This window comes from Povalibacter sp., assembly GCF_036735925.1.
In the GTDB taxonomy this organism is placed as follows: Bacteria; Pseudomonadota; Gammaproteobacteria; order Steroidobacterales; family Steroidobacteraceae; genus Steroidobacter.
In genome coordinates this window covers 1-24811 of record NZ_DAINNK010000039.1, presented here as the reverse complement: position 1 = coordinate 24811, position 24811 = coordinate 1, and the positions used below count along the sequence as shown (strand labels likewise).

Here is a 24811-nt window from a genome sequence, read left to right as displayed (position 1 = left end):
CAAGCTGCGCTTTCTCTATTTCGACAGCAGCTCCGCATCCGAACGCAGCATCCAGAAGGAGATCGAGTTCGGCGGCGAGACCTTTCCGTTCGAAGCCAATGTCAGGGTCGATTTCGACGTCACGATCATGGAGCTGGCCTACGAGTATTCGTTCCTGAAGCGCGACAACCTGGAACTCGCCGGCACGATCGGCCTGCACAACCTGAGCGTGAAGGCCGGATTGTCTGCTGCCGCGGCCAGCAACGTGGGCTTCGGCGGCATCGATCGCGAAGCCAAGGCCGACGGCGACGGACCGCTGCCGGTCATCGGGCTGCGCGGCGTGTGGGCGCTCAGCGATCATTTCTATTTCGACGCCCAGGCGCAGTTCTTCGCACTCGAATTCGACGAATACGACGGCAGCCTCCAGGACTACAAGCTGAGCTTCAACTGGTTTCCGCTGAAGAACCTCGGCGTCGGCGTGGGCTACAACCAGTTCACGACGAAGCTTGACGTGGACAAGACGAACTTCCTCGGAACGCTGCGGCTGGAATACGGCGGTCCCTTGCTGTTCGTCACGGGCGCGTTCTGAACGACGCGCAGCCTTTGCTTTCACCGAGACAGGAGACGCACATGAAAAAGCCATCTCTCTTCGTTCTGGCATTGCTGGCGGCGATGGCCGTGGGAGCCGCGGAGGACTATGACGGCAGCAAGCCCATGATCTGCGCACCCGCGAACGGTCACGACTGCACGCCGGCCGAGAAGACCTGCAAACGTCTCAAGCCCGAAGAAGGCCGCGACGTCAACCTGTACATCGACGTGGCGAAGATGCAGGTCAAGACGCCGTACCGCACCGCCGAACTGCCGATCCAGAACGTCAGCAACAACACGAAATCGCTGATCCTCCAGGGCACCAGTCTCGAGTTCGTCTGGGCGGCGACCGTCAATCGCACCACCGGCCGGCTCACCGTGGCGATTGCGGATCGCGAAGGCGCCTACGTGATCTTCGGTCAATGCAAGCTTGGCGAGGCGAGCAGCCAGTGAGTTCAGTCATGCCGCAGGAGCAGCCCGAAATGCCCGCGGATGCATCGCTGATGCATCGCTATCTCGATCCGGCGACGAGCCTGGCCGAAATCCTGTTCGGGCTCATCATGACCCTGACGTTCACGCTGAGCGCCGGCCTGCTGGTTGCGGACGAGGGGCGCGAAGGCGCCCGGCAGCTTCTCATCGCCGTCATCGGCTGCAACGTGGCCTGGGGCATCATCGACGCCATGCTGTACCTGGTGGGACAGCTCTTCGATCGCGGGCGACTGCGCCGGCTGGGCCGTGCGATTCGTGCGAATCCCACCGATGCGCGAACCCGTGAGCTCGTCGCCGGCGAACTCGATCCGTTGCTGGGCGAGATCCTGCCGTCCGCCGAACGCGACGTGCTGTATGCGCGCATCGCCGACAACGTCGCGCAGCGACCCGAACGACTGACGCAGATCACGCGCGAGGACTGGCTCGGCGCGATGGTGAGTTTCGTGCTCGTCGTGATCACCAGCATTCCCGCCGCGATTCCGTTCCTGCTCATCGACCAGGCCCAGGTGGCGCTGCGCGTCTCGAACCTGGTGCTGCTGGCGCTGTTGTTCGTCGTGGGCGCGAGCTGGGCGCGCTACACCCTGAGCCGGCCGTGGATCGTCGGAACCGTGCTGCTGGTGTGCGGGACGGCGCTGGTGCTGGCGGCCATTGCGCTCGGCGGCTGATGGTCATCGCAATGGGGGTCCTCCTCGTGAAAAATTTTCGTGGGCGCGCGGCTTCGATCGGCTTCGGCCCGGCGCTGTTCGCCGCCGCTCCTGCGCACGCTTCGCTCTTCACCGGCGACACGCTGGACGCCGTCGCCAACGTGCTGGCGTGGATCGTGCTGTTCATCGCGCCGGCCGTGGCGATCGCGGTGTTCTGGATCGTCCACATCATGCCGGAGAAGATCGCGGAGAAACGCCATCATCCGCAGGCGAGCGCCATCAAGACGCTCTGTCTGCTGTCGCTGTTCTTCGGTGGCCTGCTCTGGCCGCTCGCATGGCTGTGGGCCTATTCCAAGCCCGTCTTCCACAAGCTCGCCTACGGCACCGATCGGGAGGAGCACGGGCACGGCACCGTCTACGTTGCCGAGGAAGGAATGGCCGATCCTGAAGTGATGCGTGCTGCGGACCCGAAGGAGAACTGACATGGAAATTCTCCTGCTCGGCATCTACTCGTTCTTCGTCTGGCTGATCTTCTTCAAGTACCAATGGCTGCCGTGGAACACGGTGAGCCAGGTGATCGTGATCACGCTGCCGATCATCGGCATCACGCTGCTCATCCTGTTGCTGAACATCGTCGCGCCCTCCTCCGCCGACGTGCGCGTCGTCAACTACGTGGTCTCGATCAATCCGCGCGTGAACGGGCTGGTCACGGAAGTGCCGATCGAACCGAACCGTCCCATCCGCAAGGGTGAAGTGCTGTTCCGCATCGATCCCACGCCATTCGAACTGGAAGTCAATGCGCTGAATGCGCAGCTGACGCAGCTCGATGCGCAACTCGTCACGGCGAACGCCAACCAGCGCGGCCTGAACCAGCAGCTCGCCAATGCGCGCGCCAGCAAGGAATCGGTCGCCTCGAAACTCAAGCTGGCGCAGACCCGCGAAGGCCAGCTGCGCGAACTCGCGCGCACCGGCGCGGGCAGCCAGTTCGATTACGAGCAGGCGCAGAACGACGTCGTGAACCTGCAGGCGCAGCTCGCCGCCGCCGCGGCCACGGAAGCGCAGGTGCGCGAGAAGCTGGCGGCGAGAACCGTCAGCGGCGAACAGGACGAGATCGCGAACGTCAAGGCGCAGATCGCGCGGGCGCAGTCGCAGCTCGCCGATGCGCAATGGCAGCTCGACCAGTCGACCTATCGCGCGCCGGCGGACGGCACCGTCGTTTCGCTCGCGCTGCGTCCGGGCGCGATGGCCGTGCCGCTGCCGATGACGCCGGCCATGACCTTCGTCGAGGACGAGCAATGGATCATGGCCATCTTTCACCAGAACGAAGTCCGCAAGATCAAGCCCGGCCAGGAAGCCGAGATCGCGCTCAAGATGTATCCGGGCCGGATCATCAAGTGCAAGGTCGACTCCATCATGTGGGCGACGGCCCAGGGCCAGCTGCCCATCGGCGGCATGAACACCGCGTCCGGCGTGGCGCCGATTCCGCCGCACAGTCTCGCCGTGCGCCTGCTCGCGGACCGTCACGACAAGGAACTGTTCATGGCCTCGGGCGCGATCGGCAACGGCGCGATCTACACCGACAGCGGCGCGCCCATCCACATCATCCGCAAGGTCATCATCCGGGTCGGCGCCAAGCTCGACTGGCTGATCCTGAAACTGCACTGAGCCGTTCGCCGTGCCGCGCCTTCCGCTACGTCTCTCCCCGCTGGCAGCGATCGTGCTGCTCGCGACGGGCTGCGCGGTCGCGCCGCCGCCCGCACCCGACGAAATCCGGCAGCAGGCCATGGGCGACGTCGATGTGAGTCGCGCATGGCAGGCTGCAGCGACCGACGCCGCGCAGGTGCAGGACAACTGGCTCGCATCGTTCGCCGATCCGCAGCTCGATGCGCTGGTGCAGGAGGCGCTGGCCCACAACCCGGATCTGAGGATTGCCGCGGCGCGCGTCGAACAGGCGGCGCAACATCTCGTGGTGGCGCAGTCCGGCCTGAAGCCGAGTGTCGGGATTGCCGGTACCGGCGGCATGAAGGGCGGCGGTGGCGGCGATACGAGTTCGGCACTGCAGGGAATCGTCGCCGCGGCCACGTGGGAACTCGACCTGTGGGGACGCGTGCGCTATGCGCGCAACGCGGCGCGCGAATCCCATGCATCGACGCAGGCCGACTTCGAGTTCGCGCGTCAGTCGCTGGCGGCCGCCACGGCGAAAGCGTGGTTCAGTGCGATCCGCATGACTCGACGCGCCGCCATCGCTCGCGAGATGGCGGCCTCGGCCCAGCGGCTCGAGTCGCTGGCCGAAGATCGCGAGCGCGTCGGCGTCGGCACCGAAACCGAAACGGCACAGGCCCGCGCCAGCGCGCGCGATCTCGAAGACACGCTGCAGCAGCTCGAACTGGCGCGTGGACAGGCGCTGCGCGCACTGGAAGTGCTGATCGGCCGCTACCCCGCCGCGGACGTCGCAACACGCGCGGACCTCGTGCCCCTGCCTGGACCGATGCCTGCGGGCCTGCCGCTGCAGATGCTGGAACGCCGTCCCGATGTGATCGCCGCAGAACGGCGCGTCGCCGCCGCCTTCAATCGCATCGGCGAGGCAAAGGCCGCGCGCCTGCCGCAGCTTTCCCTCAACCTGAACTTCGGCGCATGGGACAGCGAGATCCTGCAGCTCAAGGAGGATTTCGAAAATCCCGCGGGCGGTCTCGGTGCGCGGCTGCTGGCCCCGCTCTACCAGGGCGGCGCGCTCAACGCGCGGGTCGAGATCCGCACGCTCGAACAGAAGGAGGCGCTCGCCGCCTACGCAGGCGTTGCGCTGCGCGCACTCAACGAAGTGGAAGACGCGCTGGCCGCGGGCGCGACGCTGGCGAAGCGCGTGTCGCTGCTGACGCAGTCGCTCGACGAGCAGACGACGACGCTGAACCGGGTCCAGGAACGCTTCGACGTGGGCCGGATCGACCGGCGCACCGTCGAACAGCAGCGCATCAGCGTCGAGAACGCGAGGATCGCCCTGCTCGATGTCCGCACCGAGGCGCTGACGCAACGCGTGAATCTGCACCTTGCGCTCGGCGGCAGTTTCGATGTCCCGCAACGTCAGGCGGATGCACGGCCATGACGCCTATCGGCGCCGCACCCGGAAGGCAGGATCCATGAACACGAATGCGTCGCACGACATCACGCGGATCTTTCTCACGATCCTCGTCATCGCCGCGCTGATCGTGGGGAGCCTGTGGACGCTGCTGCCGTTCGTCGGCGCGCTCATCTGGGCGACGACCCTGGTCGTCGCCACGTGGCCGCTGTTGTCGTGGTTGCAGCGCCGGTTTCGCGACAGCCGCACCCTGGCAGTGATCGTCCTTACGGTTGCGGTGCTGCTGATCTTCATCACGCCCATCCTGCTCACCGCTTCGGCGCTCATCGACGCGGCGCATCGCGCCCCGGCGGTGGTGCGCGACTTCGTCGCCGAGGGGATTTCGCCGCCGCCTGCCTGGGTCGCGGGCATTCCCGTCGTCGGCGCGAGGATTGCCGAACGCTGGCAGGCAGTGAGCGCCGTGGGGCCGGATGCTCTGATCGAGATGCTGCAGCCGTTCCTGCGCTCCGCGTCGGCCTGGATTCTTTCCATCACCGGCGACCTGGGCGCATTGCTCCTGCACATCCTGCTGACCGTGGTGCTGGTCGCGATCCTCTACGCACAAGGAGAGACGGCGGCGCGCGGTGTTCTCGCATTCGCCCGCCGGCTCGGCGGGACACGCGGCGAAGAGACCGCCCAGCTTGCCGGCAAATCGGTACGCAGCGTCGCGCTGGGCGTGGTCGTGACCGCGCTGGTGCAGTCGCTGCTGGCCGGGCTCGGACTCTGGGTCTGCGGTGTGCCGCATGCAGCCGTGCTGACAGCCGTCATTTTCGTCTGCGGTGTGGCGCAACTGGGGCCGCTGCCGGTGTTGCTGCTGGCAATCGGGTGGCTCTACTGGAGCGGCTCGTCGGGCTGGGGCACGGCGCTGCTGATCTGGAGCATTCCGGTCGTCGCGCTCGACAACATCCTGCGGCCCATGCTCATCCGTCGCGGCGTCGAGCTGCCGATGCTGCTGATCATCGCCGGCGTGATCGGCGGCCTGATCGCCTTCGGCGTGCTCGGGCTGTTCATCGGACCCGTCATCCTCGCCGCGACCTACACGCTGCTGCAGGCCTGGATCGCCGAGTACACGACACAAGCCACCGGTGCTTCATGAAACCTTCGGTCAACTGGCTGCTGATCTTCATTCCGATCTCGCTCGCCGCGGAACATGCCCACGTCGCCGATCCCGTGGTGTTCTTTTCCGCGGCACTTGCGATCCTGCCGATCGCCGCGCTGATCGTGCGGTCGACCGAACAGGTCGCCATGCGCACCGGCGACGCCGTCGGCGGTCTGCTGAATGCCACGTTCGGCAACGCGCCGGAACTCATCATCGCCCTGGTCGCGCTGAAGGCGGGATACCTCGACATGGTGCGCGCCTCCATCATCGGCGCCATTCTCGCCAACCTGCTGCTGGCGCTCGGCGTCGCCTTCTTCGTCGGCGGCATCCGCCACAGGGAGCAGGTCTTCAACCCGCGGGCGACGCGCATCTACAGCACCATGATGCTGCTCGCCGCGATGAGCCTCGCGGTGCCGAGCGCTTTCAGCCGCTACTTCGCACCCGAAGGCACGATGCGACAGGAGCAGATGCTCAACCTCGGCATCGCCGGCGTGCTGCTGTTCGCGTACGTGTTGTACCTGATCTTTTCGCTCAAGACCCACTCGCATACTTTCGCCAGCGCCGAGGGGGGCGGTTCGCATGGTCATCACGAAGGTCCCGTATGGAGCATGCCGCGCGCCATCGGCAGCCTCGTCGGCGCATCGGTGCTTGCAGCATGGATGAGCGAAGTCCTCGTCGGCGCCGCCGAAGGGACGGGACAGGCGCTGGGCATGTCGCAGATCTTCATCGGCATCGTGTTCCTGGCGATCGTCGGCGGTGCGGCGGAAAGCGGTTCCGCCATCGCCATGGGCGCGAAGAACAAGGTGGATCTGTCCGTCGGCATCGCGCTCGGCAGCTCGATCCAGATCGCGCTGTTCGTCGCGCCGCTGCTGGTGTTCGCGAGCTACCTGATCGCACCGGCGCCGCTCGAACTGTCGTTCAGCCGCGCCGAAGTCGGCTCTCTCTTTCTCGGCGCATTGATAGGCACGGTGGTCTGCGGCGACGGCCAGTCGAACTGGTTCAAGGGCGCGCAGCTCATCACCGTCTACCTGATCATCGCCATGATGTTCTATTTCATGCCGGAGACCGGCTGATTCCGTCGTCACCCCAGAGGAGCTTCCAATGAAACGCCCGATTCTCGTTGCAACATTCGCCGCATTGTCAGCGCTCGCTCTGACGAACCTGGCAGCAGCCTCCGAGCCGCTGCAGGTAAAGAACGCCGAGACCCTGACGGCCACGGTCGTGTCGGTCGATGCCGCGACCCGCATGGTCACGCTGAAAGGCCCCAGCGGACGGACCGAGACGCTGGAGGTGGCCCCGGAGGTGCGCAATCTCGCGCAGGTCAAGGCAGGCGACCAGGTCGTGGTGCGCTACTACGAAAGTCTCGCGGCCGACATCCGCAAGAAAGGCGCGGCGGCGCCCACCAACGTGAAGGAGTCCGGCGTTGCGGCTGCTGCACCGGCAGGCACGAGGCCGGGAGCCGTCGTCGGCAACACGGTCAATTCGACCGTGGTGATCGAATCGGTCGACCGCACGGCGAATACCGTCACGTTCAGGAACGAGGACGGCATCACCCACACCGTCGCAGTGAAGAAGCCTGAATCCCAGAAGTTCATCGCCGGTCTGAAGAAGGGAGATCAGGTCGACATCTCCTACTCGCAGGCATTGGCGGTCAGTGTCGAACCCTCGCCTTGATCGTACGCAGGCATCGGCACGAGGTGGAACATGCTGCGATCGTCCATGCTCGTCGTTGCCGGCCTGCTGACGTCTCTCTGCTTCAGCACCGCAGCGACGTCGCAAGGCACTGCCGCACACGAGCGCCCGCGGGTGGCGCTCGTGCTCGCGGGCGGCGGCGCCAAGGGCGGTGCGCACGTGGGCGTGCTCAAGGTGCTCGAAGAGCAGCGCGTGCCGATCGATTGCATTGCCGGCACCAGCATGGGTGCGCTGATCGGCGGCGGCTATGCCTCGGGCATTCCCGCCGCCGAGATCGAGAAATTCCTGATCGATGTCGACTGGAAGAAAGTCGTCGGCTCGCAGGGCCGGCGCCAGTTCGAGCCGATCGAGCAGAAGCGCGCCGGCGCGACCTACAGCAATGATTTCGAATTCGGCCTGACCGGCGAAGGCCTGCAGGCGCCGGGCGGCCTGATCGACACGAACAACGTCGAAGATCTGCTGCGCGTCTACGTCGCCCAGGCGCGGCTGGAAACCGACTTCGACCGGCTGCCCATTCCGTATCGCGCCGTCGCCACCGACATGGTATCGAGCCGGATGATCGTGCTGCGCGAAGGCGATCTGGCCACGGCCATGCGCGCCAGCATGGCCATTCCCGGTGCGTTCGCGCCGGTGCTGATGAATGGCATGGTGCTGTCCGACGGCGGGCTCGTCCGCAACATTCCCATCGACGTCGCGCGCGAGCTGTGCGGCGACGTGGTGATCGTCGTCAATCTCGTCGAACCGGCGGCCGATCCGAAGAAGCTTCACAGCGCCGTCCAGCTCCTGAGCCGCACCATGGACGTGATGATCATCGCCAACGAGGAACTGCAGCTGCAGAGCCTGCGCGACTCCGACATCCGCATCGACGTCGAGATGGGTTCGATCGGCACCGCGGATTTCGAGCGGGTTCCGGAAACCGTGCCGCTCGGCGAAGCGGCGGCGCGGAAGATGTCGGCGGCGTTGTCGCGCTTTGCGCTGCCCGAGCAGGAGTATCTCGCCTGGCGCACGGCGGTCACGGCGTCGCAGCACTTCGAGGTGAAACTCGCGGACGTACGCTTCGAAGGTCTGAAGCACGTCAATCCGGAGTATCTGGCGGAAGTCAGCGCGCTGAAGCCGGGCGATACCGTCGATGCCGCCTCCATCAGTCATGAAGCGCAGCAGCTCGCGGTCCTGCAGGATCTGGATACGGTCGGCTATCGGCTCGACGGCGATCGCGACGCGCCGACCCTCACCTGGCTGCCGCGCGAGAAGGACTGGGGTCCCAACTATCTGAAAGTGGACATGGGCGCCTACGCCTCCGCGGAAGGCGACCTGATGTTCTCGATCTACGGCCGGCACACGCGCACCTGGCTGAACAAGCTCGGCGCCGAGTGGCGCAACCAGGTGCAGATCGGCAGCGAGTCCCTGTTCTCCACCAGCTTCTTCCAGCCGCTCGATCTCGCGCACCGGTTCTTCGTCGAACCGCAACTCTTCTATTCCCGCTCGCTGGAAGACATCTTCCGGGACCAGGAACGGGTTGCGCGCTACCAGTTTCAGAATGCGACCGGACTGCTCGACCTGGGCGTCAACATCGGCCCCTACGCGCAGGGGCGCGTCGGCTACGTGTACACGCGCCGCAACGTCGATGTCGACATCGGCTCGCAGGTCATGCCGGAGGGCGAGCCGATCGATGCCGGCCTGAAGGTTTCGGCGGTCTACGACAGTCGCGACAATGCATTCAGCCCGACGCGCGGACTCGCTGCGACCATCGAGTACCTGCAGAGCGACGAGTCGATGGGCGGCGAACGCGAGTGGGAGCGCATCGAGGCGGGCCTCGGCGTCGCGGTCCCGTTCCGTCGCGATGTCCTGTGGGTGACGCTCGCAGGAGGCTCCGACCTGTCCGGCAATCTGCCGCCCGATCGCGCCTTCGCGCTCGGCGGCCCCGGCAGCTTTCCGGGTTTCGAGCTGGGCGAACTTCGCGGCGACAGCTACTGGACCCTGAGCACGAACTATCTCTGGAAAGTGAAAGACGTCATGCCGATCCGCAATCTCGCGCTGTACGCGGGCCTCGGCCTCACGGGCGGCGCCATGTACGACCGCATCGACGAAGGCGAAACCGGCGAGATGTACGGCGGATCGCTCTTCCTCACCGGAAGAACCCAGATCGGTCCGTTGACGCTCGGTGTGGCGAGCACCTCGATGGATTCCTGGAGCGTCTGGCTCAGCGTCGGACGGCCGCTCGGTCACGGCACGATCCTGGAACGGGGCATTTTCCGCTAAGAGGGGTCTATACATATATATGCAGGCCGTCGCCCTGCCCGGCCTTTCATTGCCCCTCACACTTATCGACATGCCGCTGCTTCTCGCCGACGCTTCAGGCAACGAGGAGTCGGCATGTCTGGACGGGTCTGGCGTAGTTCAACGGTTCTGCTGATTGCTGCAATGAGCAGTTCCGCGGCGAATGCCGCGGACTGGCACGAGCTGTTCAAGGACCCGCAGGACGGGCGTATGGATGCGAGCGCCTGGTTGCTGGATCGCAAGGGCTTCCTGCCCGTTCCCGTGATCATCACGGAGCCCGCCGTCGGCTACGGCGGCGGTGTCGCGCTGGCGTTCTTTCACCGCAAACCGCCGGTGCCCGGCGCCGAACAATCGTTCGCGCCGCCGAGCGTCACCGGCGTCATGGGCGCGGCCACCGAAAACGGCACCAGGCTCGGCGGTCTCGGGCATCTGGGCATCTGGCGCAACAACACGGTGCGTTACACCGGCGCCGTCGGCGCGATGGACATCAATCTCACGTTCTATGGCGGCGAGAATTTCCCGCGCCTCGGCGAGAACGGCATCGGCTACAACATGAAGGGCTGGGCGACGTTCCAGCAGGTGATCTGGAAGCTCGGCAAGTCGGATTTCTGGATCGGCCCGCAGCTCATCTATCTCGACGCCGATACGGGACTCGACGAGGACGATGCGCCGCCGATCTTCGAACAGCTCAACGGCAAGGTGGAGAACCTCGGCGCGGGTGTCGTCGTTCAGTACGACACCCGCGACAACATTTTCACGCCGAGCCGCGGACTGCAGTCCGAATGGTACGTACGCGAACACTGGGGTTCGTTCACGCAGGACTTCGACTACACCGAAGTCGACGGCAAGAACCGCTGGTTCCTGAACCCGGATCCGAAGTGGGTCGTGGCGCTGCGGCTGGATACGAACTTCACGTCGGGCGATGTCCCCTTCTATGCCCTGCCATCGATCAATCAGCGCGGCATTCCGAAGGGACGCTACCAGGGCGATGCCGTGCTCACGACGGAAGTCGAGACGCGCTACGACATCGACGGACGCTGGTTTGCCGTCGCGTTTGCCGGTGTCGGCAGTGCGGCGGATTCCTTCGGCGAACTCGACAACGAATCGGCCCGCTGGGCCGGCGGAGTCGGCGGGCGTTACCTGATCGCACGCGCGCTCGGCTTGCAGGTGGGGATCGACGTCGCGAAGGGCCCGGAGGAATGGGCCTTCTATCTGCAGACGGGCAGCGGCTGGGGATTCTGAATCAGTAGAACGAATATCCCAGCGAGGTCGTGATGCCGTAGTCGTCCTTCTCCGCCGTCGCATCCGGCGGATGGCTGTCGTACGACTGATACAGCGACAGGTCGAGATAGAAGTCCGACACGATTTCACGACGCAGCGACAGGTTGCCGGTGGTGCGATAGCGGCCCGATTCGGTGATGCTCGGATACACCACCAGGCTGGCGTTGAGACTCACCTTCGGCGTGTTGAACTTGAAGATGCGCCACGTGCCGCCGAGCAATCCTTCGAGACTTTCCTGGCTGGTTTCCTCGCCGGTCGCCCATTCCTTGGTGGCGGCCAGGCCGATCACGCCCGACAGTTCGCTGCGCGGCGTCTGCACGAAGTACATGCCCAGGCCGCCGCCCAGCGTCCATCGCGCCTCGATGCCCGTTTCCTCGTTGCGTTCGAGCGAAGTCAGGCCGGCCCAGAAGCGCCGGTTCGGTCGCAGCCACTGATAGCTGTAGCTGAGCGTGTCGCGGTCGAGCGTGCCCTGATTCGGATCTTTCGTGGTGTTGACGTCGGCACTGAGCGCCCAGGCAAACGCAGGCGCGCGATAGGAGAGATCCATCGCGCCGGAGATCGTGGTGATGTCGCTCGATTTGGTGTAATCGAAGCCGACCGAGAACGACCCCTGCAGCCGGCTCAGGAACGTGGCTTCGCCCGGCGAGATCCGGGTGACGTCGAGCAGGGCGAGCTGCGCGGGCACACCGCCCTCCTCGGCGATGGTCAGCCTTTTCGCCGACACGTCGGTCGCCAGCGTTCCGTAGTAGCGACCGCCGTGAAGGTCTTCGAGAATGAATCCCTGCCTGCTCTCGATCGAGGTGACGTCCGGCCACTCGATCGACAGGGTTCCCAGCGAATCGGTCTTGACGCTCAGTTCGCCGTATTCGAGCGAAATGATTTCGCCGGTGACGCGATCGCCGTTCTTGACGTAGATGACGTCAACCTTCTCGCGAGCCTCGACCGGCGTCGACAGCAGCGCTGCCGACGTCAGTAGTGCGAAGACGCAAGCTGTTTGCCGGATCGGCATCCGCGCGAACCGCCGATGCGATACCTATTGCGCGGGCGTGCCGGGCGCCGGCACCGGGAACTTGGTGAAGATCTCTCCGACGACCGCATCGATCGCCGGCCCCGGATTCTCGATCGCCTTCTTGTCGATCCGGCCCTGCGCCGTGCCTTGCCAGACGAGCTGCTTCTTCGTGGAGTCGACCAGATCGATGGTCAGCGTGCCTTCCTTGTAGTTGATGGTGTCGATGTCCTGCGGATAGCCGCCCCACACGCCGTACATGCCGGTGCGATAGCCGTAGTAGCCATAGCCGACACCGACGCCGGCGGTCGGCGTGCTGCGGATCTCCTGCTTGTCCTGGATGTTCAGGCCGAAGTTCGCGAGCAGCTGCGGATTCGCCGCGGAGTACTGATAGCCACGCTTTTCCAGTTCGCGGCGGGTCGCGTCCTTGAGACGCGTGCTCACCAGCGTGGTGTACGCAGTCTTGTCCGTCGATACCTTCTCGAAGAAGCCGAAAGTCTTGTAGCTCGACAGATTCACCGTCGGGTCCGCATCGGCGCGGATAGTCGGTCCCGACGAGCAGGCGGTCAGGCAGGCAATCGATGCAATGACTGCCGCCGGGCCCAGGGTTCTGATGAAACGCATGGTGAATATCCTCCGTCTGTCTCGTTCGAGTTGGTCGATGCCGCAAATTGGTTGCCGAAATATGGCCGCTTCACGGGCGACCACGCTATACGCATAAAGTGATGATCCTCGCTCCAGGCGAACCCGGGCGACCCTGTCCGGGCCCGGCAACGGGCAATGATTCCCGCCCTTTGCACGGATGCCGCGGCCTGTCCCGGGGTGTGGCACTCTGCTCGGCATGCCCTCGCCGCTGCGCACGACCGGACTCCTTTCCGCCCTGTTGCTGCTGATGCCGGCGCTGCCCGCCGCCGCCGACGGACTGGTCGACACGCTGGTACGGCGATTCGCGGAGAGCGATTTCGAGTTCGTGCGCGCACAGAGCAATGCGCCGTTTCCGCCGCTCGCCTGGCTGACCGCGACGAACTACGCGGAATCGCGGTTCCGTCAGTCCAACGGCGGCGATGGGGCCGTGACCTATGGTCAGACGTCCGTTTCGCAGGCTGCGCTGCTGCCCATTCCCCTGGGAAAACGCGATGCGATCGGCATCGGCGAATGGCTGTCCTGGACGCATTTCGACCTCGAAGGATCGGCCCGCGACGAACTCGACGTCTTCAGCATCTCGCTGCCGGTGGGCTGGGTCCGGCAGGCCACGCCGGACTGGCAGATCGCGGCCTTCGTGGCGCCGCTCGGTCACAAGACGCCGCAGGACAGCTGGTACTGGGAAACGCTCGGCGGCGTCTTCGGCCGCAACGTGCGCAATGCCCGGTTCGCCTGGATCGTCGGCGCCTACTTCGACGTCTCGCCGCTCGAGGATTTCTACACGCCCTATCTCGGCGCAGCCTACATCATCGACGATCACTGGACGCTCAACGCCATCCTGCCCTGGCCCTCGGTCACCTACGCGCCGACACCGGATACGCTGTTCCGTCTCGGCGTCTCGCCGTCCGGCGCGTCGTGGTCGATCGAGCCCGACGAACGCCGGCCGCGCATGAACCTGACGAGCTGGAATGTCGGGTTCGCAGTCGAACGCCGCGTCGTCGCCAGCGTCTGGCTGGGATTCGAAGCCGGCGTCGCCGGACTGCGCGGACTGTCGATCGTCGGCAGCGACTGGGAAGCGCCGGAAACGAAACTCAGCAATGCCGGCTACGCACTGCTGACGCTCAACCTGCGGCCGGGATCGCCAGCGGGCCGTTAGCGAGCCTCTGGTCAGGCAGCGCGCCGCGTTCGATCCGGCTCCGTGGATTCCACACCCGCGACATAGAGCTTCTGCGTCGGGTACGCGAACTCGATGCCCAGTTTCGCGAACTCGCGGTGCAGCGCGAGATTGATGGCCTGCTGCACGTCCATGTACTTGTTGTAGTCGGCGGAAAGCACGTAGTAGACGGTTTCGAAATCGAGCGAGCCCGGCGCGTGTTTCTGGAAATGCGAGCGGTCGAAGCGGGTGTTGTTCTGCTCTTCCACGATCCGGCGGATCAGCGCCGGTACTTTCTCGACCAGCTCCACGGGCGTTTCATAGGTCACGCGCGTGGGGAAGACGACGCGCCGCTCGTTCATGCGGCCGTAGTTGCGGACGCGGCTGCCCAGCAGATCGCTGTTGGCCATGATGATCTGCTCGCCGCTGAGGCTGCGCAGGCGCGTGCTCTTGATGCCGATGTATTCGACCGAGCCCAGGAAGTCGTCGACGATCAGGAAATCGCCGACCACGAACGGCCGGTCGAGCGTGATCGAGAGCGATGCGAACAGGTCGCCGAGCACGTTCTGAACGGCAAGAGCCACCGCGATGCCGCCGATGCCGAGGCCGGCCACCAGCGCCGTGATGTCGACGCCCAGGTTTTCGAGCGTGAGCATCGCGACCAGCGCCCAGATGACGACGTTGATGATGAACGCAATGATCGACAGCGATCCGACCGCGGCACGATCGGCGGTCATGCTCGCACGGCGTTTGCGGTCGATGTACGCGGACGCCGCCGCAACGGCCCATACGCCGGCCTGCCAGAAAGAGGCGATGGTGATCACCGAATCCATCAGGCTGGCGCCCCGCGCTCCGACGGTCAGCGTCTTCAATCCCGAGTACAACGCCACGACCAGGAAGAAAAGCAGCGTCGTGCGACTGAGCACTTCCAGCGGAAGTTCCAGGATCTCCGTCTTAGGCGTTTCCTTGAGTCGCTTGTGATAGGTGCGAATGACGCGGCGCGCGGTCATCAGCACGGCGAACACGGCGACTGCAACGGCAGTCGCGATCAGCCACTGCAGCAGGGAGTTGTCGAACAGCGGCATCCGGGACAATTCGTTCAGATCGATCATCGTTCTCTACCCAGAAAAAATCGGGGACGAGCCGACCATACGCACCTCGGGCGGATCGCTCAACCCGCGAGTCCGTGAATTGCATGGATATCAACGCAGTCCGGCGCTGCGGATCGAGCTGCTATTGCCGGCCGCCCGCGATCCACCGGTAGTAGGCGTTGCGCGGATCTTCGGTGATCACCGAATCGAGCGCCCTCGCCCAGCGATCGCGCTCGCCGCGATAGGCGTGCAGGCCGGCGATGTAGAAGCGGTGCAGGCGGTCGCGACTGCGGACGATCTCCGCCGGCAGATCCGGTGCGGCATTGACGAGCGGCGGCTCGGTCTGCAGCGCCAGCAATCGCGGCAGCACCGTGACGATCTCGCCCGGCATCACCCACGGCCCGTATTCGATCCGCGGATCGTCGTCCGTGACCGGCCGCGCCGCGCCCGCGTAGCGTTCCATGCCTTCGCGGCCCGTGACCCAGGTGCCCAGCAGGTCGGCAGCGGACATCACTCCGATCTCCTGCAGCGCCGCGGCCACTTCCGGCTGCGAGAAGCGCGCTGCGATTCTTTCTGCATCGAGCCCGATCGGTTCGTGCGAACCGATCAGCAGCATCTCGTGCAGTTCCGTGGTCCACAGCGTCGCGTACGGAAACACGTCGAGGAAACTGCGCATGAGCGATTGCGTATCCGTCTCCACCTGCGTCGGCAGCGGCAGCCATTGCGCCAGCAGGCCGTGTTCGTTGAGTCGTTGCGCCGCGAGACGATAGAAATCGGAGGAGTACAAATTCACGATGCCGGCCGCGGAGGGCGGCGGCGGTTCGAGCGTGATCAGGTCGTAGCGTTCCTCGCTGCGCAGCAGCTCGCGGCGGCCGTCGCGCAGGCGGATCTGCGTGCGCGGATCGCCCGCGACCTGTCGATTGCCGTCGAAGAGCGTCGAGGCTTCGACCACTTCGGGCAGCAGTTCGGCCACCACGCGCTTCTCCAGCGGCGGATAGTCGAGCAGCGCGCCGGCGGTGATGCCGGTGCCCATGCCGATCACCAGTGCGGAGCGCGGCTCGCCGTTGTGCACGATCAGCGGCAGCAGCGATTGCAGGCGCATGTAGCGCTGCGAGGTCATCGAGTCGCCGGAGTTCGATACGGCATCGACATACAGGCGTCGCAGGCGGCGGTTGTCCGACTGCTGCTCGATCACTGCGACCGTCCCGCCCGCCCCCGACTTGAAGAACACCAGTTCGCCGCGACGGTAGTCGGCCAGCTGTCGCGCGAGATGATCCGGCCGCATGACGACCGCACCGGCAACGGCGATCACGCCGCAGGCAAAGGTGGCCCATCGCGCGACGACACCCGCGGACGATCCGTGCAGCACGGCGACGACACCGAGAATGCAGCCGCCGATCGCCATCGCCGACAGGCTGCGTTCCACGCCGAGCAGCGGCACCAGCACGAAGCCGGCGAGCACGGTGCCTGCGATTCCGCCCGCCGTGTTCCAGGCGATGACGGAACCGGTGTCCGCACCGACCCGGTCTTCGCCGGCCACGATGCGCAACGCCAGCGGAAACGCGGCGCCCAGCAGGATCGTCGGCGCCAGCACGATCCAGAGCGTCGCGGTGGCGAAGCGGATGGTCATGGCCAAGGCTTCGCTGTTCGTGAGATGGAACGCGAGCGTGGCGTTGTCCGTCTGGAGGGGCCGCAGCCACGCGCCGAGCGAGAACACCGCAAGGAATGCGATGACGCCGGCGAGCGCGATCAGCAGACCGAATTCACCCCAGGGATTGCCGGTGGTTGCCGCGCGCTTTGCATAGGCGCGACTGCCGATGGCCCAGCCGAACAGATAGGTGGCGAGCGTGATCGCGAACGCGAAGCTGCGCGTGCTCGTCCATTGCACGACGACCTGCGACCAGATCACTTCGTAGCCGAGGGCGATACCGCCGGAGATCGCATAGAGAAGAAGCGCGAGGCGGGCGGGCGGCGTACGTTCGACGAAGAGTCGCCCCCTCCCTGGCCCTCCCCCGCTGCGCGGAGGAGGGGAAAAGACACCGCCCTCCTTCTTCTCCTCTCTCCCACACCTTGCCGCGAGTCCAGCGCCGGCCGCCGCGAGCAGATTCAGCCCCGCCGCAACCATCGCCGCTCCCCGCACGCCGAACGCCGGGATCAGCAGGAACACCGGCAGCAGCGCACCGATGATGGCGCCTGCCGTGTTCGCACCATAGAGCCTGCCGCCGACGCGTGCGAGCTGTTGCGAGTCGCGCGTCGCTGCGCGAACCAGCACCGGCACCGTTCCGCCCATCAATGTCGCTGGTATGCCGACCTGGAGAAATGGAACGAGCCAGGCCAGCGGTCCGACGAAACCTTCCGCTCTCGCAAAGAAGGCCGCGGAGTGAGCCAGCGACTGCGTGGCCGCGATGCCGAGAATCGCGACGGCGACTTCGAGCGCCGCGTACAGCAGATAGGGACGGGACAGGCGATCGGCCCAGCGGCCGAACACGATGCCGCCGACGGCGAGTCCGGCAAAGAAGGCACTGATCGCGATCGTGATCGCATAGACGTCGACGCCGACGATCAGCGAAAGCTGCTTGATCCACAGCAGCTGGTAGATGAGCGCCGCTGCGCCGGAAAGAAACAGGAGCGACGAGGGAAGCAGCGTCGCGGCGGCGGCAGGCGATGTCGAAGGCGGCGGGTCGGTGGGTCGGTGCTTGCGTTTCATTCGGGCAAAGATAAACGAAAACGCCCGCCGATCCCGGGGAACCGGCGGGCGGCGAGGGCGGCGAGCCGCCCTACTTCCCCATTTTCTCCATCACCTGCCGCTTCACGTTCTCCTCGATCTGGTCGATGGTGAAGCTGGCCGGAACCTGGCTGGGCGGATAGTCGATGAAGGTCTGCAGGAAGGCGGCGGCTCTGCGCTGCGCGTCGATGAGGATGTACGGATTCTCCGTCTCCATCTGACGATAGAGGTTGGTGGGGCCGACGCTGGCGCGCTCGTACGGATCCATTCGCAGGTTGTAGCCATTGGGCGCACGCAGGCAGGTGAAGGGCTCCTTCCAGATCTCCAGTCCGCCCGGCGCGCGCTGTTCGCAGAACACGATCTTCCACGCTGTCGGGGTCGTGGCGCCCGGCAGCAGTTGGTCGTAGCGCATGGCCACGAGGTCGGCGTCGTCGTCGAAATAGAAGAATTCATTGCGGGCGCTTTTTTCTGTCTGGCCCAGCAGCAGCGGCAACTGGTTGTAGCCATCGAGATGGACCTTGGCGCTCTTGCCGCCGAGGCTGGTGCCCTTGACCAGCTTGTCCTTGATGCCTGTATCGCCAGCCGCAGCGACCAGCGTCGGGAACCAGTCGAGTCCGGAGAACAGCGCATTGCTGATGGCGCCGGGTCTGATCCTGCCCGGCCAGCGCACCATCGCGGGTACACGGAAGGCGCCTTCCCAGTTGGAATCCTTCTCGCTGCGGAACGGCGTATTGGCAGCGTCGGGCCAGGAGAAGAAGTTCGGGCCGTTGTCGGTGGTGAACACCACGATGGTGTTGTTCGCGATGCCTGCGTCGTCCACGGCCTTGAGGATCTTGCCGACGTTCTGATCCATCTCCCACATGCCATCCGCATATTCGTGGCCCATGCCGAGACCGGCCTTGCCGCGGTATTCGGGACGCACGTGCGTGAACACATGCATGCGCGTGAAGTTCATCCAGACGAAGAAGGGCTTGTTCGCCTGTGCCTGCTTCTGCATGTAGGCGATGGCGGCGCCGGTCGTTTCGTCGTCGATCGTTTCCATGCGCTTGCGGGTCAGCGCACCGGTGTCCTCGATCTTGCCGTCGGCGAAGGAATGAATGACGCCGCGCGGATTGTAGAACTTGAGGAAATCGGGATTGTCCTTTGGCCAGTACGGACGCTCCGGCTCCTCTTCGGCATTCAGGTGATAGAGATTGCCGAAGAACTCATCGAAGCCGTGATTGGTCGGCAGGAACCGGTCCTGATCGCCGAGATGATTCTTGCCAAATTGCGCCGTGGCGTAGCCCAGCGGTTTCAATGCCTGTGCGATCGTGACGTCACGATCCTGCAATCCCACCGGCGCGCCGGGCAGGCCGACCTTCGACAGGCCCGTGCGGAAGACGCTCTGGCCCGTGATGAACGTCGACCGGCCTGCCGTGCAGCTGTTCTCGGCGTAATAGTCCGTGAACATCATGCCTTCCTTGGCGATGCGGTCGATGTTCGGCGTCTTGTAGCCGACCAGCCCGTGCGTGTAGGCGCTGATGTTCGACTGGCCGACGTCGTCGCCGAAGATGACCAGGATATTGGGCTTGCTGCTCTGGGCATGGGCAGCGGCCGCCAGTGCGCCCAACGCCAGCGTCGCAAGGAAACGTGTTAAGAGACTCATCAGCGTGTTCTCCCGGATTTCGATTCGGAGGGTCGTCGGCTTCACACCTACGGCGGGCGGATTGTCGCGAGGCAGCTGCCTGCTGACAGTCCGTAGTTCGGGCAATCCAGATGGGAACGCCGTGGTGAGATGATCGAGCCGCTGAACGGGGAGGATTTCGATGCGTTCCACACAGGACCGGGTGCCGCTGCTTTCCTGGCTGCCGCCGAGCCCGCGTCAGATGCGTGCCTGCATCGGCGTGGCGTTCGTGTTGCTCGCGGCGTCGCTGGCAACCATTCCATTCGCCTCCCTGCAGTTGCCGGAGACCAGGGCGTTCATTCCGATCGTCGACACGGCGCTGATCCTCGGCGACCTGATCACGGCGTCGCTGCTGTTCGCGCAGTTCTCGGTGCAGCGCTCGCGGGCCTTGCTGGCGCTCGCCAGCGGCTACCTGTTCACGGGACTCATCATGATTCCCCACCTGCTGACGTTTCCCGGCGTGTTCTCCGCGACGGGCCTGCTCGGTGCAGGGTTCAACACGACGATCTGGCTGTACTACTTCTGGCACTTCGGCCTGCCGCTGGCGGTGATCGGCTACGCGCTGTGGAAGGACCCGGACGATCCCGGCATGGCGCCGGCGCGTGCGAGCCGCGCCGCCCTCATCGGCGCCGTCGGCATCGCCCTGCTCGTTCTCGTGCTCACGGTGTTCACGACTGCGGGACATGCGTGGCTGCCGTCGATGATGTCCGACACCGTGCAGTGGTCCGCGGAGCGGCTGCGCATCGTCGCCATCGTGATATTCGCGTTGCTCGGCACAGCCATGACGCTCGTCTGGCGCCGGCGTCGTTCGGTGCTCGACCTGTGGCTGCTGGTGTCGATGTGGGCCTGGCTCATCGAACTCGTCATGGTGACGTTTACCTCCACGCGCTACAGTCTGTTGTGGTTTTCGGGGCGGCTGTACGGGCTTCTTGCCGGAATATATGTATTGCTGATGCTGCTCTGGGAATCGAACCGCCTCTACGCCCAGCTCGCGCTGGCCGCAGTCAAAGAGCGTCATGAACGCGAGGGCCGATTCGCCACCATGGAAGCCTTGAGCGCCGCGATCGATCACGAAATCCGCCAGCCGCTGGGTGCAGTGGTGGCCAATGCGAATGCCGGGCGGCGCTGGCTCACGCGTACGCCGCCGGAACTGACCGAGGCGAAGCAGTCGTTCGAAGCCATTTCCGCCGATGGACATCGCGCCGCCGAAGTCATCCGCTCGATCCGCGCGATCTTCAGCCGGCGCGAACAAAGCGAATCTCCCATCGTCGTCGACGAACTCGTGCGCGAGACGTTGCTGCTGGTCGCCGATGAACTGCGCGGCGCGCACATTGCACTCGAACTCGACCTATCTCCCGGACTTGCGGTCGTGGGCGATCCGGGGCAACTGAAGCAGGTTCTGCTGAACCTCTTCCGCAACGCTGCCGATGCGATGCAGACAGAGACGGGCCGCGAGGCACTGCTGCGCGTTTCCTGCAGTCAGCATGAAACCCGCGGTGTGCGGATTGCCGTCACGGACAATGGCCCCGGCATTCCCCTGGACATCGCCGAGCGCATCTTCGATCCCTTCTTCACCACCAAGAAAAAAGGCATGGGCATGGGACTCGCCATCTGTCGTTCCATCGTCGAAGAACACGGCGGACAACTCGAGGTCGCGCCGGCGTTGCCGCACGGATCGGAGTTCCGGATCGTGCTGCGGGGAGTGATGTGATGCGGGTATATGTCGTCGATGACGATGCAGCGCTGTGCGAGGCACTGGGCCGGCTGTTGCGTTCTGCCGGCTTCGACCCGCGACTGCTCTCCTCGGCCCAGGAATTCCTTGCGCAGGAACTGCCGGAGGCGCCCACCTGTCTGGTGCTCGACGTGCAGCTTCCGGATCTCAACGGACTGGATCTGCAGGCGGAACTCGCGGCGGCACACATCCAGATTCCGATCGTCTTCATCAGCGGCCGAAGTGACATTCCGGTCTCGGTGCGGGCCATGAAGGCCGGTGCGCTGGAATTTCTCACCAAGCCGCTGCACGAAGAAGAGTTCCTCGATGCCGTCCGCACGGCGCTCGAGCGCGATGGCCAGCGATTGCAGGAACGACAGGCTGCATCGATCTGGCGCAGCCGGTATGAGTCGTTGACCAGCCGCGAGCGACAGGTCATGGAACTCGTGGTGCGCGGGATGCTGAACAAGCAGATTGCTGCCGCGATCGGCATCGCGGAGAAGACGGTCAAGGTTCATCGTGGACAGGTCACCCGCAAGATGGGTGTTCGGTCGGTGGCGGAACTCGTGCGCATCACGCAGCAGCTTCTTCCTGTGGGGCCGGCTTCAGCCGGCCTGAGCCTGTCAGGCTGAAGCCTGACCTACAGCAAGAGCAGAAAGAGGCAGAGCTAGGTCCATGGTCCCATACTGATTCCGCACGGACGCGCGGATGCTTCCGCGCCATGACATGCCTCATCTGTGTCGTGGACGACGATGCGTCGTTCCGGAGCGCCATCACCAGCCTGCTCCATTCCATCGGCTACACCGTGGCCGCCTTCGGCAGCGCCGAAGAATTTCTCGACTCCGGCCGCGTCGCCGACACCGCGTGCCTGATCTCCGACGTACAGATGTCGGGCATGAACGGATTCGAACTGCAGACGCGGCTGCGCGAGAACGGACAGCAGTTGCCCATCATTTTCGTGGCGGCCTCGCCCGGCGAGAAGGCGCGCGAACAGGCCGTGCGCTCCGGCGCGCTGGCGTTTCTGGGTAAACCATTTTCTGAAGACAAGCTCATGAGCCTGCTCGACCAGGTCGACCGCGATCTGCGTTCGGGCTAGCTCGATCGATATTCGTGGGGAGCCGTACATGAAGATTTCCCGTTCTACGGATACTGCTGGCGGCGCCTGCTGGTCATTCTTCGCGCGCCAGGGCAAGGGCGCAGGTATCTGTGGCCGGAGAACTCGCGCAATTGGAGAGCCGAAATCATGAGCTGCAATATCCGTTTCAAACTGCTGTTCCTCAGCGCGTTGCTCACTGTGGCCTCGTCAGGCCACACACAATCCACCAGCGACGCCCAGCGCTTCGGCTGGCTTAACAACGAAACGCTGCAGACGCCATACGGCGAATTCACCTTCGAGAACGGCTATCCCTCAGGCGACTCCGGTCAGCGCCTGCTCGACCAGCTCAAGTTCAACCGCGCCGTCGATGTGTACCTGACACAGATGATGAAGGTGAGCCAGATCGCGACCCGCGAGGGTGTGCACGCCTTCGGTGCGACGAAGTCCAACCAGGTGGTGATCTGGGAACAGCTCATGGACGCGCAGACCGTGCTGCTCACGGCCAACACCGAGACGGTCTATGCGATCGGTCATCTCGACCTGAAGAAGGACGGTCCCACCGTCGTCGAGGCACCGCCGCATATGCTCGGCTTCCTGCAGGATGGATTGCAGCGCTATCTCGCCGACATCGGTCCGCTCGGCCCGGACAAGGGTGCGGGCGGTAAATTCCTCGTGCTGCCGCCCGACTACCAGGGTGACGTTCCGTCCGGCTACTTCGTTTCGAAATCGCCCACCTATTCCGCACTGTTCGCCGTCCGTGGCTTCCAGGACAAGACCGGTACGGCGACGGCAGTGAAGCTGATGAAGCAGACGAAGATTTATCCGCTCAAGCTCGCCTCCTCGCCACCAGCGATGGAGTTTCTCAACGGCTCGAAGCAGTCGATCAAGACCGTCTTCCCGGACAACGTCCGCTACTTCGAACTGCTGTCGATGCTCGTGAACGAAGAACCGGCCGCTTCCTTCGATCCGTCAGAACGTTTCCAGATGCAGGCCATCGGCATCGAGAAAAGCAAGCCCTTCAATCCCGATGCGAAGACGAGAGCGTTACTCGATCAGGCTGCACGCGTGGGTGGTGCGATGGCGCGCGCGAATACCTATGAACCACCCGCGGTCTTTTATTACCCGGGCCGTCAGTGGCAGGGCGTTCCCGACGGCATGACTTACACGTTCGCGAAAGAGGGCGTGCCGCAGGTCGATGCGCGCAACAACGTCTACTACATGGCTGCGGGCAACTCACCCGCCATGATGGCGAAGAACGTGGGTCAGGGTTCGCAATACCTGTGGACGTACCGCGACAGCACGGGCAGCTATCTCGACGGCGCGAAAACGTACCGACTGCACGTCGCGCCCGACATTCCCGCGAAAGCGTTCTGGTCCGTCGTCGTCTACGACTCGCTCAGCCGCTCGGAATTGCAGAACGGACAACCGCTGCCCTCTGTCAGCAGCTACACGAAGCCGCTCGTCAACAAGGACGGTTCGATCGACATCACCTTCGGCCCGACGAAACCGCAGGGCAAGGGCAACTGGATCCAGACAGTGCCCGGGCGCGGCTGGTTCCCGATCTTCCGTTTCTACAGCCCTACCGAGGTGTATTTCGAGAAGAGCTGGCAGTTGCAGGACATCGAGGAACTGAAGTGACCCTTCTTGCTGTAGGTCAGGCTTCAGCCTGACTGTTTTCAGGCCGGCTAAAGCCGGCCCCACAAGCAGAAAGAACACGAGACCACACATGAGCAAAGTTCAACCGATCGCCGCTTTCATCGGCGCCGCTGTTCTGTTCGGCAACGTCGGCACTGCACTGGCCCAATCCGCCGAGGAGATGAACAAGTCCAACAATCCGCTCACGCCGACACTGGCGCTCAACCTTCAGGACGCCTGGACCGACAGCTACTACGGCCTCGGCGACGCCGACTCGAACGCGTTCCTGCTGCGCGGCGCGACGCCGCACAAGCTGTTCGGCCATCCGCAGTTGCTGCGCGCTACGCTGCCCATCGTCACGACACCCGATCTGCCGCCGTCAGGCAGTCACACCGATGTCGGCGATCTCAACCTGTTCGATGTATTCCTGTTCAAGGCAGGCAGCATGGAAGTGGGTTTCGGTCCGCAGCTCACGATTCCCACGGCCGGGCGCGATGAAACCGGTACAGGCAAGTGGCAGGCAGGTCTCGCAGGCATGTTCATGGCCCCGCAGCACTGGGGAATCATCGGCGGACTCGTCACCTGGCAGGCTTCATTCGCAGGCGATGACGACCGACGCGACCAGAACAACCTGCAGGCGCAGCCCTTCTTCATCTACAACCTGCCCAAGGCCTGGTACTTCCGCAGCTCCGCCACCTTGACCTGGGATCTCGAAGCGGACACGTATTTCATTCCGGTCGGCGCGGGTATCGGCAAGGTGTGGAAAGGCGGCACGACGACGTACAACGCCTTCGTCGAACCGCAGTGGACGGTCGCACACGATGGCGACGTGCCGAAGCTGCAGATATTTTTTGGATTGAATCTGCAGTTTCCCATTGGGTGATCTGCGCGACGCCAGTTCAATGCCGCCCCGGAAGGAACCCATCAT

The 24811-nt window shown here is 64.6% G+C and carries 22 protein-coding genes; 17 read left to right on the top strand and 5 right to left on the bottom strand.

Annotated features, from left to right (window positions below; genetic code table 11):
- From V7D81_RS13085 to V7D81_RS13035, 11 genes are all read left to right on the top strand, one after another.
- On the top strand, positions 1-568 hold a 568-nt coding region (locus tag V7D81_RS13085), incomplete at its 5' end, for a hypothetical protein (RefSeq protein ID WP_324316978.1).
- A 41-nt stretch (positions 569-609) separates the two neighbouring features.
- Entirely contained in the window at positions 610-1020 is a 411-nt protein-coding gene (locus V7D81_RS13080; protein ID WP_324316977.1) for a hypothetical protein, read from the top strand.
- A complete protein-coding gene (locus V7D81_RS13075; RefSeq protein WP_324316976.1) occupies positions 1017-1721 on the top strand; it encodes a VIT1/CCC1 transporter family protein in 705 nt (234 codons plus the stop codon). The genes V7D81_RS13080 and V7D81_RS13075 overlap by 4 nt, the downstream gene beginning before the upstream one ends.
- A complete protein-coding gene (locus V7D81_RS13070) occupies positions 1649-2182 on the top strand; it encodes a DUF3302 domain-containing protein (RefSeq protein WP_324316975.1) in 534 nt (177 codons plus the stop codon). The genes V7D81_RS13075 and V7D81_RS13070 overlap by 73 nt, the downstream gene beginning before the upstream one ends.
- 1 nt (position 2183) lies before the next feature.
- A complete protein-coding gene (locus V7D81_RS13065; protein ID WP_324316974.1) occupies positions 2184-3365 on the top strand; it encodes an HlyD family secretion protein in 1182 nt (393 codons plus the stop codon).
- A 10-nt stretch (positions 3366-3375) separates the two neighbouring features.
- Positions 3376-4800 (top strand): TolC family protein, encoded by a 1425-nt coding sequence (locus tag V7D81_RS13060; RefSeq protein ID WP_324316973.1) that lies wholly within the window; start codon positions 3376-3378, stop codon positions 4798-4800.
- Positions 4801-4834: 34 nt separating this feature from the next.
- Positions 4835-5908, top strand: coding sequence for an AI-2E family transporter YdiK (gene ydiK / locus V7D81_RS13055; protein ID WP_324316972.1), 1074 nt, complete (start codon positions 4835-4837; stop codon positions 5906-5908).
- Entirely contained in the window at positions 5905-6984 is a 1080-nt protein-coding gene (gene cax / locus V7D81_RS13050) for a calcium/proton exchanger (RefSeq protein WP_324316971.1), read from the top strand. Before ydiK ends, cax begins: the two co-directional genes overlap by 4 nt.
- Positions 6985-7012: 28 nt before the next feature.
- Positions 7013-7585: a hypothetical protein gene (locus V7D81_RS13045; protein WP_324316970.1), complete on the top strand. Its 573-nt coding sequence runs from the start codon at positions 7013-7015 to the stop codon at positions 7583-7585.
- A 30-nt stretch (positions 7586-7615) separates the two neighbouring features.
- Positions 7616-9862 carry a patatin-like phospholipase family protein gene (locus V7D81_RS13040; protein ID WP_324316969.1) on the top strand — a complete coding sequence of 749 codons (2247 nt, stop codon included), beginning with the start codon at positions 7616-7618 and terminating at the stop codon, positions 9860-9862.
- A gap of 162 nt (positions 9863-10024) precedes the next feature.
- Positions 10025-11122, top strand: a complete 1098-nt coding sequence (locus V7D81_RS13035) for a hypothetical protein (protein WP_324316968.1) — start codon at positions 10025-10027, stop codon at positions 11120-11122.
- 1 nt (position 11123) lies between these two features.
- Here the strand turns inward: V7D81_RS13035 and V7D81_RS13030 are convergent, their stop codons facing one another.
- A complete protein-coding gene (locus V7D81_RS13030) occupies positions 11124-12170 on the bottom strand; it encodes a DUF481 domain-containing protein (RefSeq protein WP_324316967.1) in 1047 nt (348 codons plus the stop codon).
- 24 nt (positions 12171-12194) lie between these two features.
- Positions 12195-12791, bottom strand: a complete 597-nt coding sequence (locus V7D81_RS13025) for a DUF4136 domain-containing protein (protein ID WP_324316966.1) — start codon at positions 12789-12791, stop codon at positions 12195-12197.
- 217 nt (positions 12792-13008) lie between these two features.
- Between V7D81_RS13025 and V7D81_RS13020 the strand changes: the two genes are divergently transcribed.
- Positions 13009-13965 carry a hypothetical protein gene (locus tag V7D81_RS13020; RefSeq protein WP_324316965.1) on the top strand — a complete coding sequence of 319 codons (957 nt, stop codon included), beginning with the start codon at positions 13009-13011 and terminating at the stop codon, positions 13963-13965.
- Positions 13966-13976: 11 nt separating this feature from the next.
- Here V7D81_RS13020 and V7D81_RS13015 read toward each other — a convergent pair whose 3' ends face one another.
- The 3 genes from V7D81_RS13015 to V7D81_RS13005 all read right to left on the bottom strand — a co-directional run bounded on the left by V7D81_RS13015 (position 13977) and on the right by V7D81_RS13005 (position 19423).
- Positions 13977-15074 (bottom strand): mechanosensitive ion channel family protein, encoded by a 1098-nt coding sequence (locus V7D81_RS13015; RefSeq protein WP_324316964.1) that lies wholly within the window; start codon positions 15072-15074, stop codon positions 13977-13979.
- Positions 15075-15195: 121 nt separating this feature from the next.
- Positions 15196-17760 (bottom strand): fused MFS/spermidine synthase, encoded by a 2565-nt coding sequence (locus V7D81_RS13010; RefSeq protein ID WP_324316963.1) that lies wholly within the window; start codon positions 17758-17760, stop codon positions 15196-15198.
- Positions 17761-17830: 70 nt separating this feature from the next.
- Positions 17831-19423 (bottom strand): arylsulfatase, encoded by a 1593-nt coding sequence (locus V7D81_RS13005; protein WP_324316962.1) that lies wholly within the window; start codon positions 19421-19423, stop codon positions 17831-17833.
- A gap of 160 nt (positions 19424-19583) precedes the next feature.
- Here V7D81_RS13005 and V7D81_RS13000 point away from each other — a divergent pair, with 160 nt between their 5' ends.
- The 5 genes from V7D81_RS13000 to V7D81_RS12980 all read left to right on the top strand — a co-directional run bounded on the left by V7D81_RS13000 (position 19584) and on the right by V7D81_RS12980 (position 24766).
- Positions 19584-21152 (top strand): sensor histidine kinase, encoded by a 1569-nt coding sequence (locus V7D81_RS13000; RefSeq protein WP_324316961.1) that lies wholly within the window; start codon positions 19584-19586, stop codon positions 21150-21152.
- Complete coding sequence (locus V7D81_RS12995) at positions 21152-21784, top strand: response regulator transcription factor (RefSeq protein WP_324316960.1); 633 nt, start codon at positions 21152-21154, stop codon at positions 21782-21784. The genes V7D81_RS13000 and V7D81_RS12995 overlap by 1 nt, the downstream gene beginning before the upstream one ends.
- Positions 21785-21873: 89 nt before the next feature.
- Positions 21874-22248 (top strand): response regulator transcription factor, encoded by a 375-nt coding sequence (locus tag V7D81_RS12990; protein WP_324316959.1) that lies wholly within the window; start codon positions 21874-21876, stop codon positions 22246-22248.
- A gap of 147 nt (positions 22249-22395) precedes the next feature.
- Complete coding sequence (locus tag V7D81_RS12985) at positions 22396-23886, top strand: DUF1254 domain-containing protein (protein ID WP_324316958.1); 1491 nt, start codon at positions 22396-22398, stop codon at positions 23884-23886.
- A gap of 88 nt (positions 23887-23974) precedes the next feature.
- Entirely contained in the window at positions 23975-24766 is a 792-nt protein-coding gene (locus tag V7D81_RS12980) for a hypothetical protein (RefSeq protein WP_324316957.1), read from the top strand.
- The last annotated feature ends 45 nt before the right edge of the window (positions 24767-24811 follow it).